This window comes from Dermabacter jinjuensis (assembly GCF_902381725.1).
Taxonomy (GTDB): Bacteria; Actinomycetota; Actinomycetes; order Actinomycetales; family Dermabacteraceae; genus Dermabacter; species Dermabacter hominis.
The window spans coordinates 1214016-1229804 of the sequence record NZ_LR698963.1; the positions used below are offsets into that span (position 1 = coordinate 1214016).

The 15789-nt window shown below is 64.9% G+C and carries 13 protein-coding genes; 9 read left to right on the plus strand and 4 right to left on the minus strand.

The features are described from left to right. Window positions 1–70: 70 nt before the first annotated feature. The 4 genes from FXY94_RS05250 to FXY94_RS05265 all read left to right on the plus strand — a co-directional run bounded on the left by FXY94_RS05250 (window position 71) and on the right by FXY94_RS05265 (window position 6482). Window positions 71–2533 (plus strand): phosphoketolase family protein, encoded by a 2463-nt coding sequence (locus FXY94_RS05250; protein ID WP_016663981.1) that lies wholly within the window; start codon window positions 71–73, stop codon window positions 2531–2533. 155 nt (window positions 2534–2688) lie between these two features. Then, on the plus strand, window positions 2689–3666 hold the full coding sequence (locus tag FXY94_RS05255) for an o-succinylbenzoate synthase (protein ID WP_016663982.1): 978 nt from the start codon (window positions 2689–2691) through the stop codon (window positions 3664–3666). A gap of 17 nt (window positions 3667–3683) precedes the next feature. Next, window positions 3684–5348: a 2-succinyl-5-enolpyruvyl-6-hydroxy-3-cyclohexene-1-carboxylic-acid synthase gene (menD, locus tag FXY94_RS05260; protein WP_016663983.1), complete on the plus strand. Its 1665-nt coding sequence runs from the start codon at window positions 3684–3686 to the stop codon at window positions 5346–5348. A gap of 9 nt (window positions 5349–5357) precedes the next feature. Continuing rightward, on the plus strand, window positions 5358–6482 hold the full coding sequence (locus tag FXY94_RS05265) for a S1C family serine protease (protein ID WP_016663984.1): 1125 nt from the start codon (window positions 5358–5360) through the stop codon (window positions 6480–6482). Here the strand turns inward: FXY94_RS05265 and FXY94_RS05270 are convergent. Beyond that, window positions 6463–7728, minus strand: a complete 1266-nt coding sequence (locus FXY94_RS05270) for an isochorismate synthase (RefSeq protein WP_051120631.1) — start codon at window positions 7726–7728, stop codon at window positions 6463–6465. The genes FXY94_RS05265 and FXY94_RS05270 overlap by 20 nt on opposite strands. Before the next feature lie 132 nt (window positions 7729–7860). Here FXY94_RS05270 and FXY94_RS05275 point away from each other — a divergent pair, with 132 nt between their 5' ends. Continuing rightward, window positions 7861–9372: a cell division protein PerM gene (locus FXY94_RS05275; protein ID WP_016663986.1), complete on the plus strand. Its 1512-nt coding sequence runs from the start codon at window positions 7861–7863 to the stop codon at window positions 9370–9372. Here the strand turns inward: FXY94_RS05275 and FXY94_RS05280 are convergent. Then, window positions 9369–9788 (minus strand): hypothetical protein, encoded by a 420-nt coding sequence (locus FXY94_RS05280; RefSeq protein WP_141740596.1) that lies wholly within the window; start codon window positions 9786–9788, stop codon window positions 9369–9371. The two genes, FXY94_RS05275 and FXY94_RS05280, sit on opposite strands and share 4 nt — an antisense overlap. Before the next feature lie 75 nt (window positions 9789–9863). On the opposite strand from FXY94_RS05280, the gene purN reads away from it, so the two are divergent. The 3 genes from purN to ppk2 all read left to right on the plus strand — a co-directional run bounded on the left by purN (window position 9864) and on the right by ppk2 (window position 13202). Beyond that, on the plus strand, window positions 9864–10439 hold the full coding sequence (gene purN, locus FXY94_RS05285) for a phosphoribosylglycinamide formyltransferase (RefSeq protein ID WP_016663988.1): 576 nt from the start codon (window positions 9864–9866) through the stop codon (window positions 10437–10439). A gap of 94 nt (window positions 10440–10533) precedes the next feature. After that, on the plus strand, window positions 10534–12114 hold the full coding sequence (purH, locus tag FXY94_RS05290; RefSeq protein ID WP_016663989.1) for a bifunctional phosphoribosylaminoimidazolecarboxamide formyltransferase/IMP cyclohydrolase: 1581 nt from the start codon (window positions 10534–10536) through the stop codon (window positions 12112–12114). Between the two features lie 137 nt (window positions 12115–12251). Next, complete coding sequence (gene ppk2, locus FXY94_RS05295) at window positions 12252–13202, plus strand: polyphosphate kinase 2 (protein ID WP_051120632.1); 951 nt, start codon at window positions 12252–12254, stop codon at window positions 13200–13202. A 24-nt stretch (window positions 13203–13226) separates the two neighbouring features. Here ppk2 and FXY94_RS05300 read toward each other — a convergent pair whose 3' ends face one another. After that, the gene (locus FXY94_RS05300; protein WP_070435469.1) at window positions 13227–14693 is read right to left on the minus strand and encodes an aspartate ammonia-lyase; all 1467 of its coding nucleotides are present in this window, start codon (window positions 14691–14693) and stop codon (window positions 13227–13229) included. Window positions 14694–14796: 103 nt separating this feature from the next. Between FXY94_RS05300 and FXY94_RS05305 the strand changes: the two genes are divergently transcribed. After that, window positions 14797–15084, plus strand: coding sequence for a DUF3017 domain-containing protein (locus FXY94_RS05305; protein ID WP_034372174.1), 288 nt, complete (start codon window positions 14797–14799; stop codon window positions 15082–15084). A gap of 8 nt (window positions 15085–15092) precedes the next feature. On the opposite strand, the gene FXY94_RS05310 is transcribed toward FXY94_RS05305, so the two are convergent. After that, the gene (locus FXY94_RS05310) at window positions 15093–15740 is read right to left on the minus strand and encodes a carbonic anhydrase (RefSeq protein ID WP_016663993.1); all 648 of its coding nucleotides are present in this window, start codon (window positions 15738–15740) and stop codon (window positions 15093–15095) included. Between the last annotated feature and the right edge of the window lie 49 nt (window positions 15741–15789).

Sequence of the window (15789 nt, forward strand, 5' to 3'; positions counted from 1 at the left end):
CATGAGCGGCCTGCCGCCCTGCGCCGTGTCGCCCCACTAGTGCAAGTCCCAGTCATGGGCAGGGAGAGACATGAGCTCCGCACGCGAATGGCCGAACGAGCCATCCCATCCACTTACCGCCGAAGAAGCCCATCAGCTCAATTCGTGGTGGCGCGCCGCGAACTATCTTTCGGTGGGCCAGATCTACCTCATGAACAACCCGCTCCTGCGCGAACCTCTTTCGCGCGATGACGTGAAGCCGCGCCTTCTCGGTCACTGGGGCACTACCCCCGGGCTCACGTTCCTGTACGCGCACGCAAACCGCGCGATCAAACAGCGCGGCCTCAACGCGTTTTACGTGACGGGCCCAGGCCACGGCGGCCCGGGCCTCGTTGCCGCGAGCTACCTCGAAGGCACCTACACCGAGACCTACCCGGCCATCACGAAGGATGAGCGCGGCCTCAAGAAGCTCTTCACGCAGTTCTCGTTCCCCGGCGGTATCCCCTCGCACGTCGCCCCCGAAACTCCGGGCTCCATCCACGAGGGCGGTGAGCTCGGCTACGCGCTCTCGCACGCGTACGGTGCGGTGCTCGACAATCCCGACCAGATCGCCTTCACGATCGTGGGCGACGGCGAAGCCGAGACGGGCCCGCTCGCGACGAGCTGGCACTCGAACAAGTTCCTCAACCCGAAGAACGATGGCGTTGTGCTGCCGATTCTCCACCTCAATGGGTACAAGATCGCGAATCCCACCGTTCTTGCGCGCATCAGCGAGGATGAGCTTCGCTCGCTCATGGTGGGCTACGGTCACACCCCTCTGTTCTTCGAAGGTGGCTTCGACGACGAACCGATCGAAGAGACGCACAAGCGTTTCGCTGCGGTGCTCGACGAGGCGCTCGACATGATCGCCGACATTAAAAAGCGCGCCGCCGAAGGCGACATCGAGCGCCCGATGTGGCCGATGATCGTGTTCCGCACGCCGAAGGGCTGGACTGGCCCGAAGGAGATCGACGGGAAGAAAACCGAGGGCTCGTGGCGCAGCCACCAGGTGCCGCTCGCGAGCGCACGCGACACCGATCAGCACCTGAACGACCTGCGCGAATGGCTCGAGTCCTACAAGATCGAGGAGCTCGTCGACGAGGACGGCGCGTTCATCGACGAGGTCGTCGATGCTGCGCCGGAGGGGCTCAAGCGCATGAGCGCCAACCCGATCACGAACGGCGGCGAGGTCCTCCACGACCTCGTGCTCCCCGATTTTCGCGAGTACGGCGTTGACGTGCCTCATCACGGTGGAACGAATTCCGAGGCCACTCGCGTTCTTGGCACGTGGCTGCGCGACGTCGTCAAGAACAACATGCATAACTTCCGCGTGTTCGGCCCTGATGAAACTGCCTCGAACCGTCTCCAGGCGATCTATGAAGTCTCGGGAAAGCAGTGGAATGGCGAGTTCGAGGACCATGACGCCTCCGAGAATCTCGCGCAAGAGGGCCGCGTCATGGAGATGCTCTCCGAGCACCAGATGCAGGGCTGGCTCGAAGGCTACCTGCTGACTGGCCGCCACGGCCTTTTCTCGAGCTACGAGGCATTTATTCACATCGTCGATTCGATGGTGAACCAGCACGCCAAGTGGCTCAAGGTTACAAATGAGATCGAGTGGCGGCGCCCCATCGCCTCGCTCAACTACCTCCTGAGCTCGCACGTGTGGCGCCAGGACCACAACGGCTTTAGCCACCAGGATCCGGGCTTCATCGATCACGTGGTGAACAAGAAGAGCGAAGTTGTGCGCGTGTACCTTCCGCCGGACGCCAACACGCTGTTGTCGACGTACGATCACTGCTTGCGTTCGCGCCAGTACATCAACGTGGTCGTCGCCGGCAAGCAGCCGAACCCGAACTGGCTCACGATGGACGAGGCGATCGTGCACTGCACGCGCGGCATCGGCATTTGGGAGTGGGCAGGCACCGAGGTGAACGGTGAGGGCGTGGACGTCGTCCTCGGCTGCGCGGGCGATATCCCGACGATCGAGACTCTCGCGGCCGCGAAAATCCTCCGCGAGGAGATCCCCGAGCTGCGCGTGCGCGTTGTGAACGTCGTTGACCTCATGCGTCTCCAGCATGAGCGTGAGCACCCGCACGGTCTTTCCGAGAAGGACTTCGACGGCCTCTTCGGCAAGGACATCCCGGTCGTGTTTGCCTACCACGGTTACCCCTGGCTCATTCACCGCCTTGCCTACCGCCACGACCCGAACGCGCGCATCCACGTGCGCGGGTACAAGGAAGAGGGCACGACGACGACGCCGTTCGACATGCTCATGCGCAACGACATCGATCGTTTCCACCTCGTCATGGATGTGATCGACCACGTCGATTCGCTCGGTACGCGGTACGCGGGACTGCGCCAGCGCATGTCTGACGAGCGTATTCGCGCCCGGCAGTACGCGTTCACGCACGGCGCCGACATTCCCGAGGTCGCGAACTGGGTGTGGGACGATGAGCAGCACGATGCGGTTATCGCGAGCGAGGCCGTGAACGTGACGGGCGGCGACAACGAGTAGCTCCCCGCCACCTCCCCTTTCCTGAATTGCATAGAGGTCGTGGGGGTTTGCGAGGGGCGAGACCTCGCGGATAACCCCCACAACCCTTATGCAATCCGGGTGGCCCTTGTCCGCCTAGTCGCGCGAACGGAACCACCATTACCCCCAAAACTCCTATGCAATTCGAAGGACAGATCGAGCGCATCGAGATCGTGCGCATCCCCATGCGCACGCGCTTTCGCGGCATCGACGTGCGGGAGGCGGCCCTCCTGCTCGGCCCCGAAGGCTGGGGCGAGTTCTCGCCGTTTCTCGAATACGGCCCAGAGGAGGCCTCGGCCTGGCTCGCCGCCGCTCTCGAGCAGGCCACCCTTCCCTTCCCGGAGCCCCTGCGCCCCCGCATCCCCATCAATGCGACGATCCCCGTCGTGAGTCCGGAGCGCGCGTACGCGCTTGCCCGGTCGTTCGGCGCCGCCACCGCGAAGGTGAAGGTGTCCGACGCTAGCTGCGCCCACAGCGATGATGTGGCGCGAGTCGCGGCCGTGCGGGAGGCCCTGGGTGATGAGGCCAGAATTCGGGTGGATGCGAACGCCTCGTGGGAGGTGAACGAGGCGATCGAGAAGATTCGCGAACTCGATCGCGCGGCTGGCGGTCTCGAATACGTCGAGCAACCGTGCGCGAGCGTCCGCGAGCTTGCCGAGGTGAGGCGCGGCGTCCACGTGAAGATCGCCGCGGACGAATCGGTGCGCAAAGCCGACGATCCCCTCGCCGTGGCGCGAGCGAAAGCCGCCGACATCCTCGTCATGAAGGCACAGCCGCTCGGTGGAGTGCGGCGAGCCCTTGCGCTCGCGGAGCAAACGGGGCTTCCGGTTGTGGTGTCGAGCGCGCTCGAAACGTCGGTCGGCCTCAGCGCTGGTCTCGCGTTCGCGGCGGCCCTTCCTGAGCTCGAGCATGCGTGCGGGCTCGGCACGGCGAGACTCCTCGAAGGGGACGTGTGCGAGCGTCCGCTCGTGAGTGACGACGGCACGCTTCCCGCGGGGCGCATCGACGTGAGCGAGGAGTTCATTGAGAAGTACCGCGCGAGTGAGAGTCGCGCGCGCGAATGGCATGCGCGCATTTCCCAGGCAGCCGAGGTGCTCGAGGCGCGCACGCGGTAGCCCGGTAAGCTGGGGACATGCATATTTCTGCCCCGCCTCGTGCCGGTTCGGGCGCGCTTGAGGCCGCACACGCCCTTCTTTCCTCCCTCATCGCGTGCGGGCTTCGCCACCTCGTGCTTGCCCCCGGATCGCGCTCGGCTCCGCTCGCCTATGCAGCCAGTGCCCTCGCCGAGCGCACAAGCACGGCATTCGAGGTGCACGTGCGCCACGATGAGCGATCCGCGGCGTTTACGGCCCTCGGACTTAGTCGAGCTGGGGAGCTGGCCGCCGTCGGAACGACGAGCGGAACCGCGACCGCGCACTTGCTTGCCGCCGCCATGGAAGCCCACCATAGCGGTATACCCCTCGTGCTGCTCACGGCCGACCGACCGGCCGAGCTACGCGGGACCGGTGCGAACCAAACGACGTGCCAGGCGGGGCTCTTTTCGCCGTTCACCGTGCTCAACGTCGACCTTCCCGCGCCCGGTGCTCACGAGGCGAGCCACACCGATGTTCGGCTCGCGGTCGACACGGCTGCGCGCGCGGCCCACGCCACCCTCGAATCTCCAGGGCCCGTGCACCTCAACCTCGGTTTTCGCGATCCGCTCGCGGCGACGTGGGCGACAGTCGAGCGTGTCGAGGAAGTGCTCCGCATTCCCGAGCACACCGCTTCGGCGGACCGCGCCGGTGTTCCTCTTCGCGACCTGCCCGCCCGCACCGTGGTCGTCGCCGGCGACGGGTATGACTCCGGGCGCCGAGCCAGCGCGCTCGCCACACGCTTGGGCCTGCCGCTTTTCGCCGAGCCGAGCAGCTATGCACGCGCGTGCGCAGACGTCCTCGTGCCCATGTATCCGGAGGCGATCGCGCACGTCATGGGCGCGGAAGCCCACGAGCTTCGACCGCGAACTGTCATCGTCGTGGGCCACCCCACGCTTTCTCGGCCCGTGATGCGGCAACTTCTCGGCGCGAGCGACATCGAGGTCATCCTCGAAAGCAGCCGCCTTGAATGGCCCGATGCGCCTCGCAACGCCTCGCACATCATTCCCTTGATCGACGTCGAAACCTCGAGCCTCGCCGAGGAACAGCCGAGTTACCTCGACGCGTGGAAGGACCTCGGCAGGGAACTCGACGCGCGGGGCCGTGAGCGTCTCGCGCCGCAAGCCGTGGCCGCGCTCGCGGTATGGGAGGCATGCGCGCAGGACCGCGCCCCACTCGTACTCGGCGCGAGTTCCCTCATCCGCGACCTCGAACAGCACGCGGGATCGAATAGCGCGCGCGTGTACGCCAATCGCGGCCTCGCGGGAATCGACGGCACAGTGTCGATGGCGAGCGGCATTGCCCTCGCCGAACGGAATCGCACGCGCGTCCTCCTCGGCGATGTGAGCGCGATTCACGATCTCACGGGTTTTGTCATCGGCCCCACCGAGCGCGAGCCCGAACTCGACATTGTGATCGTGGACGACAACGGCGGGCGCATCTTCTCGGGCCTTGAGCACCAGGGGGCGCCGAGCTCGGTTCTCGAACGGTTTTTCACGACGCCTCATGGGATTGATTTGGCTTCGGCGATCGAGGGGCTCGGCGTTCAGGTTGAGCGGTGTGCTCCCGGTGAACTCTCAGGGCGCCTGTCGACCGCCTCACACAACGCTCGCCGCCGGGTGTTTTTTGTGGATATCGGAAGCGAACGTTCAGGAAACGGGGTTTAGATCACGCCTATGAAGAAATCACCGTCGTGGCTTGCGACCGCCACCCTCGTCATCGTTGGCATGCTCCTCTCGTCGATCTTCACGATCGGCGCGGCAACCGGCCTCGGTCTTATGTTCTGGGGAGCGCCCGGTGAGGCCTCGCGCAGCAAGGCGCAGTCGGGGACCCCGGCTGAAAGGGTCGGCCACGGTGGTGACGTTGTCGAGGACTCGTGGGTCGATACCGCCCGCGTCATCTCGCCGAGCACGGTTTCGATTCGCGTTGATACCGGCAACGGCGGTTCAGAAGGCACGGGCATCGTGTACGACGGCAAGGGCACGATCGTGACGAACGCGCACGTAGTCGCGGGCGCGGTCCTCATTAACGTGACAACCTCCGATGGGCGGACGTTCGATGCGACCCTCATCGGTTCGGATGAAAGCACCGACATCGCACTCGTTCGCCTCTCGAACCCGCCGAAGGATCTCACCCCGGCGACGTTCGCGGATTCCTCCGCCCTTACGGTGGGGCAGGATGTCATGGCGATGGGCACGCCTCTCGGTCTCGCGAACACGGCGACGACCGGCATCGTTTCGGCGCTCAACCGTCCCGTTGTTACGCGCCCGGAGCGCAGCGAAAACCAAGACCCCTCGACCGCGTCGTACACGTCAGCGATCCAGACCGATGCCTCGGTGAACCCCGGTAACTCGGGCGGCCCGCTCGTCAACCGCGCCGGCGAGGTGATCGGCATTAACTCTTCGATCGCGTCGAACGCGTCGAAGAGCGAGGGAGCGGGGAGCATTGGCCTCGGGTTCGCGATCCCCTCAAACACCGTGAAGCTCATCGCGGAGCAGCTTGCGAAAAACGGCAAGGCCAAGCACGCGTTCCTCGGCGTGCGTATCAAGGACGGCGAGGCCAACACGGGGTCGGCCGTGGTTCAGGGCGCCCACGTCGTCGATGTGACTGCGGATAGCGCCGCGGCCAAGGCAGGAATCGCCAATGCGGATCTCGTGACGAAGGTCGACGACGTTCAGATCGGCTCCTCGTCAGCGCTGACCGCGTATGTTCGCAGTCTCGAGGTGGGCAGCACCCACACGTTTACCGTGCTGCGCGATGGGAAAGAGCGGACCGTCGATATCACGCTTCAGGGGAGCTAAGCGCCTCGAGGGCGCGCACGATCGGGCGGGTTTTGGCGAGCGCTTCTGCGTGCTCCGTGAGCGGATCGGAATCGCTCACGAGCCCGCCGCCCGCTTGCACTGTGAGCGTAGTGGCGCCCACGTGGGCCATGCGCAGGGCAATGGCAAGCTCGCCGTCGCCGTCCGCGCCGATCCAGCCAACGGGGGAGGCGTAGCCGGCGCGGTCAACGCGCTCGAGGCGCGCGATGACCTCGTTCGCGACCGAAAGTGGCGTGCCCGAGACGGCTGCGGACGGGTGCAGCGCCCCGGCGATCTCGAGAATCCCGAGGCCCTCGGGCGCGACGCCCCGAATGTCGGTCGCCAGGTGCTCGATTCCGGGCACATGCAGCACAAAGGGGCCTTCCGACGGCGCCAGGCGCACGCCGAGCCTTTCGAGCGGTTCGCGCACCGAGCGTGCTGCGAAATCGTGTTCGGAGCGCTCTTTGGGGTCGTGGAGGAACGTTTCTCGCTCCTCGGCGCTCAGTTCCTCGTCCCCGCTCACGGGCCGCGATCCCGCGAGAACGCGCGAGAACACGGTCGAGCCCTCTGTGCGCACGAGCATCTCGGGGGAGGCGCCCACAATGTCGTCGAGTGCGAATGTCCACGCGGTGGGGTAGCGGCGACTGAGCTGGGAGGCGAGCGCTGGCACGAGGCTTTTCGCCTCGAGTGCGCCGAGGTCGATCTCGAATCGCTCCGAAAGCACGATCTTTTCGGCCACGCCGTCGTCAATCTCCTGGACGGCTTCTTTGACGAGCCCGCGGTAGGCCTCGCCCGAATGCGCGGGTCGCATTGCGCGAGGGGCAACCGTCGGGGACTTTCCGGCCTGAAAAAGCGCGAGGACCTGCTCGGCTGAGGTGGGGGAGGTTCCGACGGCTGCTTCGTTTTCGGTGCTCACGATCGTGAGGAAGGCGCAGCCGTCTACGGAGCCGAGCAGGTAGCGTGGAATCACGAGGCGTGAGGGGCGCGAGGATCCAGGGGAGTAGGAGAATGACGCGAAGGCGACGAGGCCGCTCCCGCGGAGATTGGCGAGGTCTTCTACCTCGGCATTGTCGCTCACGGCGCGAAACGCACGCGCGAGTGCATCGAAACGGTCGGCACCAGTGGCCTCGAGCCTTGCAGCCTCACCGATTCCGATGAGGCCCCCCGATCCGTGGAGCCATAGCGCGCTTGGGTCCTCCGGGATGCGCTCGGCGATGGTGACGGGGCTGTCAAGCTGGACCGATCGCACAGAAAAACGTGGGGGATCTACCGGGGGATGGGCGTCAGGGGCTAATAAGATGGGCATGATGTCCACATTATTGCGCACCGTTTGTTTTGCTCTCGCACCTACCGCGGTTTCTACGACCAGCCAGGGGCCGCGATGAGGCGAAATGACGCGACCCCAATCTTCCTCGGAGTCACGGCCGCCGCAATCGCTTTCACGATCAACCTTTCGATCGTCGCCGTCCCGGTGCTCGTTGCGCATGGCTTCAACACCCTTACCCAGGCGAGCACGCTCGATGCCGTGATTGTGTCGCTGTGCCTCGTCGTGCTCGGTCATGGTGGCGCGCTGTCGCTTAAGGATGTGGGGATCGATGGCACGGTGGTACTCCCGCCGCTTGGGCTGACGCTCGTGTTCGCGCTCGTGTGTGGCGCGACGATGCTGCGCACTGGTCGCTCATTGACACTCACGGAGACCTCGGGAGCTCTCAAACGCGGTGCGCTCACGGCGCTCGGGCTGATCCTTGCGGGCTTTGGAATTTCGTACGCGCTTATGGCGACAGTTGCCTCTCTGCTTGCCCGCACTCCGGGCGTTCAGCCCGTGACGGTGAGCGCTGGCGTGAGTGCACTCGCGCTTTCGGTGATCGCCGGTGCTGCCGGCCTCATGGCGTCGCTCGTGCGGCGCAAGAGCGGGACGGCGCCGCGCGTGGGGCTGCTCGCGCTCGTGCCGGAGAAGTACGCAGCGGCGCTGCGCTCGATCGGCGTGCTCGTACTTGGACTTTTCGGCGGCGCGACAGTTGCCCTAACGGTGTGGATGGTGATTCGCCGTGACGCGATTATTCACCTTCATCGGGGCCTCGAACCGGATTTTTTTGGCACGGTTGCGCTCGTGCTTGCGGCCCTTGCCTTCTTCCCCACCATGCTCGTGTGGATGGTGGCGTTCGTGAGCGCGGGGACGGTAACGCTCGGCCCTCACACGCACACGTCGTTCGAGGGATCGCTGACGGGGGTACTGCCCGCGTTCCCGATTCTCGGCGCGGTCCCTGAGCCGGGCCACTTTTCGCCGTGGGTGTGGGCCTTTCTTCTGATACCGATCTTCGCCTCGATCGCCGCCGCTGTAGTCCTTGCCCGTCAGACCCGTGACTTCGACGTTCGCGCAAAGGTCACGTCCTGGCTCACGTACGCGATCGGCGCCCTGATCGTTCTCGCGGTGCTGTTTTTGCTCGGAAGCGGGACAATCGGCACGGCTCAACTCGCGCACGTGGGCCCGCGGCTCACGACTCTCGTGCTTCCCGTGGCACTTCTCGTGTCCGTGCCTGCCGCTCTCATTGCGGGATGGAGCCAAACGGGTCTCGACACCTGGGTTTTCTCGCAGTTCCGCGCGGGGCGTGCCCGCGTGAGGGAGGGAGCGGCCGCTCTTCGCGCACGGGTTGAAGAAGCCGAATCGAAAGATGAGGGCGCGGAACGCGGTGAGAGTGACGCCGCCGAGAGCGTGGCGGACTCATCGAGCGAAGGCTCCGAGAGGAGCGTGGACTCGGGCGGTGAGGGCATCAAGGCTGACGCCGTTGAAGACACGCTCGAGCGTGAGGAGAAACCCGAGCGCGCAGTGAGCGACGCAGACGAGGGCGGCGAGGCGCAGAGCGCACCCTCCCCTTTGCGCGAGTCAGACTAGAGGTGCAGCCACTCGAGGATCGCGCCCGGCAGGTCCTTGCCGCACGATGACACTGCCGCGTTGGTGAGCGCGGAATCGAGGCACTCCTGGTACTGGGTCATCGGGCCGTAAAACACGAGCGAAACAAGCGCGAGACCGATGACCACGATTGAGGCGGGGATCCCGAAGGCTGCCGTGACACTCGCTGAACGCCGGGCTGGCGTCGGCCACGCCACAATCAAAAGGCGCACGAGGAACACGAGGGCGCCGATGCCCGCGGGGCCCGCGAGCAGGCTAAAGGGTAGGGGCAGGAGAGTCGCACCCCACGCGAGGATCATGCACGTCGCGGCAAGCAGGAGTGCACGAGAGAACGCTTGCTGACGCTCGGGGGTAAAGGCTGGCTGGTCCTGTTGAGGGTGGTTCGGTTCGGAAGTCACGAATTCCATTGTGCCGCATGGGCGCCTACCGAAACCTACACGCGCCCCAGGCACGGGCCCCGCTACTGTTAAGACATGAACGATTTCACGTGCGTCGTGTTCATTTCCGGAACGGGGAGCAATCTTCGAGCGATCCTTGAAGCAATCGAGAAAGGGGCGCTTGCTGGCGTGAAGGTCGCCGCCGTCATCGCCGACGTCGACGCCCCCGGGTTGAGCTTCGCGCGCGATCGCGGGATTCCCGCGCACGTTGTTCCGCTCGCCGATTACTCCACGCGCGAGGACTGGAACCGCGCACTCGTCGACTGCACCGCACATTACGCCCCCGACCTCGTCGTGCTCGCGGGGTTCATGCGTCTGCTCGGAGCCCCCATGCTCGAAGCCTTCCGGGGGCGCATCATCAACACTCACCCGGCGCTCCTTCCCGCTTTCCCGGGCGCCCACGGGGTGCGCGACGCCCTCAACTACGGCGTGAAGGTGACGGGTGCGACGGTCATCGACGTCGATGAAGGGGTCGATACCGGCGCAATCATCGATCAGCGTGCCCTCACCATTCGGCCGGGTGAAAGCGAAGAAGAGCTTCACGAGCGGATCAAGGTCATCGAACGCGAGATGCTCGTGGACGTCATCGCCCGCCGAGCCCGCAACGAATAAACGCCGCGACAGCTCAACGTCACATCGCGTTCACGCGAACGCGATAGGTTTAAAGGGCAAATCGCCCAATCACACCACGACGAAGGAGCCCCGCATGTCCAAGCGTGCCGTCACGCGCGCCCTGGTCTCTGTATACGACAAGACTGGTCTCATCGAGCTCGCGACCGGTCTCCATGCGAACGGCGTCGAGATCGTTTCGACCGGCTCCACCGCGAAGGCGATCGCCGAGGCAGGAATCCCCGTGACGGCCGTGGAGAACGTGACGGGCTTTCCCGAAATTCTCGACGGCCGCGTGAAAACCCTCCACCCGAAGATCCACGGTGGTCTTCTCGCCGACCGCAACAAGCCTTCGCACGTCGCCGCGCTCGAGGAGCATGCGATCGCCCCGATCGACCTGCTCGTGTGCAACCTCTATCCCTTCGAGGACACCGTCGCGAGCGGCGCATCGTTCGACGACATCGTCGAAAAGATCGACATTGGCGGCCCCGCAATGGTGCGCAGTGCCGCAAAGAACTTCTCCACGTGCGCCGTGGTGACAAGCATCGAACAGTACGACCTGGTCGAAGGAGCCGTCGCCGACGGTGGCTTCACACGCGAAGAACGCCTCGTTCTGGCCGCAGACGCCTTCTCGCGCATCGCCGAATACGACGCCGCTATCGAGGAGTGGATGGCGGACCGTGCCGACGAAGCCCTCGGCGTCGATCCTGAAGACGAGGACCTCACGCCGCTTCGCTACGGCGAAAACTCGCATCAGAAGGCCTTCCTTGATTCGAGCCGTTCGCTGTTCGAGGATTCGACGACCCTCGCCGAGGCGGAACCGCTTGGCGGCAAGGCGATGAGCTACAACAACTATGTCGATGCCGATGCCGCGCTGCGCGCTGCCTTCGACCACCCCGAGCCGTGCGTCGCGATCATCAAGCACAACAACCCGTGCGGCATTGCCATCGCCTCCGAAGATGCCGACATCGCCGATGCCTACACGAAGGCCCACGCAACCGACCCGGTATCCGCCTTCGGTGGCGTGATCGCCGCGAACCGCCCCGTGAGCCTCGACATGGCACAGCGCGTCAGCGAGGTCTTCACCGAGGTCATCGTCGCCCCCGGCTACGAGGACGGCGCACTCGACGCTCTCAAAGCGAAGAAAAACCTGCGCATCCTCGAGATCTCCGGTGCGCCCCGCACTGATTCCACCCTCGACGGCCGCGAGATTTGGGGCGGCGTGCTCTACCAGGAGCCCGACCGCTACCAGGCACCGGGCGACGACCCCGCGAACTGGGAGCTCGTGTGCGGTGAGCCGGCCTCGGCCGCAACCCTCGCCGACCTCGCCTTCGCGTGGCGCGCCGTGCGGGCCCCCCGTTCTAACGCGATCCTGCTCGCGAAAGATGGCGCGGCCGTGGGCGTAGGCATGGGTCAGGTGAACCGCGTTGACGCGTGCCGCCTTGCGGTGGAGCGCGCCAACACCCTCGGCGGCGAGGGCGAGGAGCGCGCACGCGGTGCGGTGGCGGCTTCCGACGCTTTCTTCCCCTTCGCTGACGGCCCTGAACAACTCATCGACGCGGGCGTGAGCGCCATCGTGCAGCCCGGAGGGTCGATCCGCGATAAGGAGGTGATCGAGGCATGCAAGAGCGCGGGAATCACCATGTACATGACGGGAACTCGCCACTTCGCGCACTGATCGCCTTTATCGCGCGGATTTTTGGCAAGCGCACCGAAGCAGAGCAGCCGTCGGAACCTTCCATCGACCCCGCCCCGGCGCCAGTCGATCCCAGCCCTGAGACCCCAATCCCCGCCCCCACGAGCGAAAGACGAGCGATGAAAAAAGGCAAGAAAGCCCCCGTGCCCGAACTCGATCTCAACGGCGAACTGCCGCACAGCAGCAACCTTCGCGAATTTATCGAGCACCTTCGCGAACTCGGCTATACCGTTGCCGATGGCCACTCGCCCGATCCTGACCTGATCGACCCGCATGGCAACCCCGTGTACACGTGGCAGGAGGGCTACCCCTACGAGACACGCATGGAGCGCGACGAGTACGAGCGCGAGAAGTATTTCCTTCAGGTCGAGCTGCTCAAGCTCCAGTACTGGCTCGAGGACGCGAAGAAGAAAGCGATCATCATTTTTGAGGGGCGCGATGCTGCCGGTAAGGGCGGTACGATCAAGCGCTTCACCGAACACCTCAACCCGCGCATGGCGCGCGTCGTCGCCCTCAACAAGCCGACCGAGCGAGAGAAGGGCCAGTGGTACTTCCAGCGCTACGTCGAGCATCTGCCGACCGAAGGCGAGATGGTGCTGTTCGACCGCTCGTGGTACAACCGTGCCGGTGTCGAGCGCGTCATGGGCTTCGCGAGCGATGAGGAGTACGAAACCTTCATGAACCAGGTGCCGCACTTCGAGCGCATGCTCGTCGACTCTGGTATCCACGTCACGAAGTTCTGGTTCTCGGTTTCGCAAAAGGAGCAGCGCACCCGCTTCGCGATCCGCCAGCTCGATCCGGTCCGCCAATGGAAGCTTTCGCCCATGGACCTCGAATCGCTCGACCGCTGGGAAGCGTACGGTGCGGCAAAGGAAGAAATGTTCCGCCGCACCGACAAGAAGTATGCGCCGTGGACGATCATCCGCTCGAACGACAAGAAGCGCGCTCGCATCAACGCGATGAAGTACTTCCTCTCGCAGTTTGAATACGAGGGGAAGGACCACGAGGTCGTCGGCACGCCCGATCCGCTGCTCGTGATGCGCGGCAAGAACGAAGAGGCCGACGAATAGCCCGCTAAGCGGGGGCGGCCCGAGCTAGAGCTCGAGGTCGTCCTGGGCGATCGGGTCAGAACTGTCGAGCGCGGGGATCGCCCCCGTTGCGGTTGCCCTGTACGGCTGGGTCATGCGAGCCGGCGTCAGGATCTCATCGAGGTGCCCCTCGCTCACGAGGCCGCGCTCGAGTACGATATCGCGCACCGACTTGCCCGTGTGGAGGGCCTGCGAGGCAATTTCCGAGGACGCCGAGTAGCCGATTACGGGCACGAGCGCCGTGACAATCCCGATCGAGCGCTCGAGGTTGCCCGCGAGAACGTCCTCGTTCACGGTGATGCCCTCGATGCAGCGCGTCGTCAGTGTGCGCATTGCTCGGGTCATGATGCGGGTTGAAGTGAGGATGTTGTAGGCGATCACCGGCTCGAAGGCATTGAGCTGAAGCTGTCCGCTTTCAGCGGCGAGCGTGACCGTGAGGTCGTTTCCGATCACCTGGAAGGCCACTTGATTGACGACCTCCGGGATCACGGGATTGACCTTGCCCGGCATGATGGAGCTGCCCGGCTGGACCGCGGGAAGGTCGATCTCATTGAAACCTGCGCGGGGGCCGGAGGAGAGCAGACGCAGGTCGTTGCAGATCTTCGAGACTTTGACCGCGATCCGCTTGAGCACGCCCGAAAAGGTGACGAACGCGCCCGTGTCGCTCGTGGCCTCCACGAGGTCGGCGGCGAGGGTGAACTCTGTTCCCGTGATCCGCGTGAGCTCCTCAACGACGAGCGAGGCATACTTCGGGTCGGTCGTAATGCCCGTGCCGATCGCGGTCGCACCCATGTTGATTTCCCGGAAGAATCGGGCGGTTCGCGTGAGACGCTCGACGTCCTCGCTCACGGTCGTCGCCCACGCGTGGAACTCCTGCCCCACGGTCATCGGGACAGCGTCCTGCATTTGCGTGCGCCCCATTTTGAGGACGTGCTCGAACTCGTCGCCCTTGGCGCGCAGCGCCTCGATTAGGCCCTGCATCGCGTCGGCAAGATCGGGGAAGCTCAAGAGGATCGCGAGGCGCACCGCCGTCGGGTAGACGTCGTTGGTGGACTGCCCAAAGTTCACGTCGTTGTTCGGGTGGAGGTATTCGTACTCGCCCCGCTCGTGCCCGAGGATTTCGAGGCCGCGATTTGCGATGACCTCGTTGGCGTTCATGTTGGTGCTCGTGCCCGCGCCGCCCTGGATGAGGTCGACGACGAAGTGCTCGTGATGCTCTCCGTTTTCGATCTCGGTGCAAGCCTGGGCGATTGCATCGGCCTTGGTCTTTTCGAGGCCGCCGAGTCGCTGGTTGGTGCGGGCCGCCGCGTGCTTGACATACGCGAGTGCCGTGACGAGCGAGGGGAAGTGGTTCAGGCGGAAATCGGAAATGCGAAAGTTCTCGAGCGCCCTGAGGGTTTGGACCCCGTAGAGGGCGTCGGCTGGTACCTCGCGGTCTCCGAGGAGGTCATGCTCGATGCGCACGGCGGTCATATTGTGGTTCACGTCCTTGTGGTGGGTTGGTAGCGGTAGTGCCTCGTTGCGTTGCACGGGGTGCGACCCCACTAGCGTAACCACGTCGGGCTACGATGGTTGTGTGAATCGATCGCCCTATTCCTTCGGCGCCGCCGTGCACCGCCAGCGACTTTTGCTGGTGACGCTGGGCATTGTCTTTTTCGTGGTGCTACCGATCGGGGTCTTTTTTTCTGTCCCGACCGCCGGATACGCGCTCTCGGCGTTGCTGTTTGCTCTCGCCGTGGTGCGGCTCATCCTGCCCGTGGATGCTCTCGGAGCGCTCGTGGTGAGGCGCCGGTCGATCGATGTCGCGACGATTCTCATCCTCGCCGTTCTCGTTTGTGCGCTTTCCTCGAGCCCCGGTCTCTGAGCGGTGGATTAGTCGCCGAAATCGACGCGCCCCGTATCGAGGGTGTACATCGCATGGGCAAGCGCGAGCTCGCCCGACTCGTGCGCCGCGCGTATGAGCGGGGAACGCGCGCACACTTCCGCTTTCGCCGCGGCGGCATTCACGGCAGCGGAGTCCCTGGGTGCGTCTGCCCCGGAAAGGGGAGGGTTTCCGACGGCCGCTTGGCAAGCGTCGGACCCCAAACGCCGCGAAATCTGCTCGGCAAGCGCGTTGAGGTGTCCCGGGAGGAGGGCTAGTGACGTCCCGCTGGCGCGCTCTTCCATGAGGGACTCGGCCGCGGCGACAGCCCCGCAGTTGTCGTGGCCGAGGACGAGGATCAGCGGAACAGCGAGCTTATGCACCGCGAATTCCAGCGAGGCTAGGACGGCGTTTTCCACCATCTGTCCAGCCGAACGCACAACAAATAGATCGCCGAGCCCGCAGTCGAACACAATCTCGGGCGGGACGCGTGAATCGGCGCACGCGAGGATCGCCGCGAACGGTGCTTGCCCCGAGGAAAGGTCGAGGCGTCGATCCTCGTCGCTATTCGGGTGACGGGTCGTTCCGCTCGCAAATCGAGCGTTGCCTTCGCGCAGGCGTGCGAGTGCAGCGCGAGCGTCGATCGAGGTGTGTGTCATTCGCTGATCCTTTCCGTGCGCGGCCTGCGAGCCTGTGCCACGATATGAG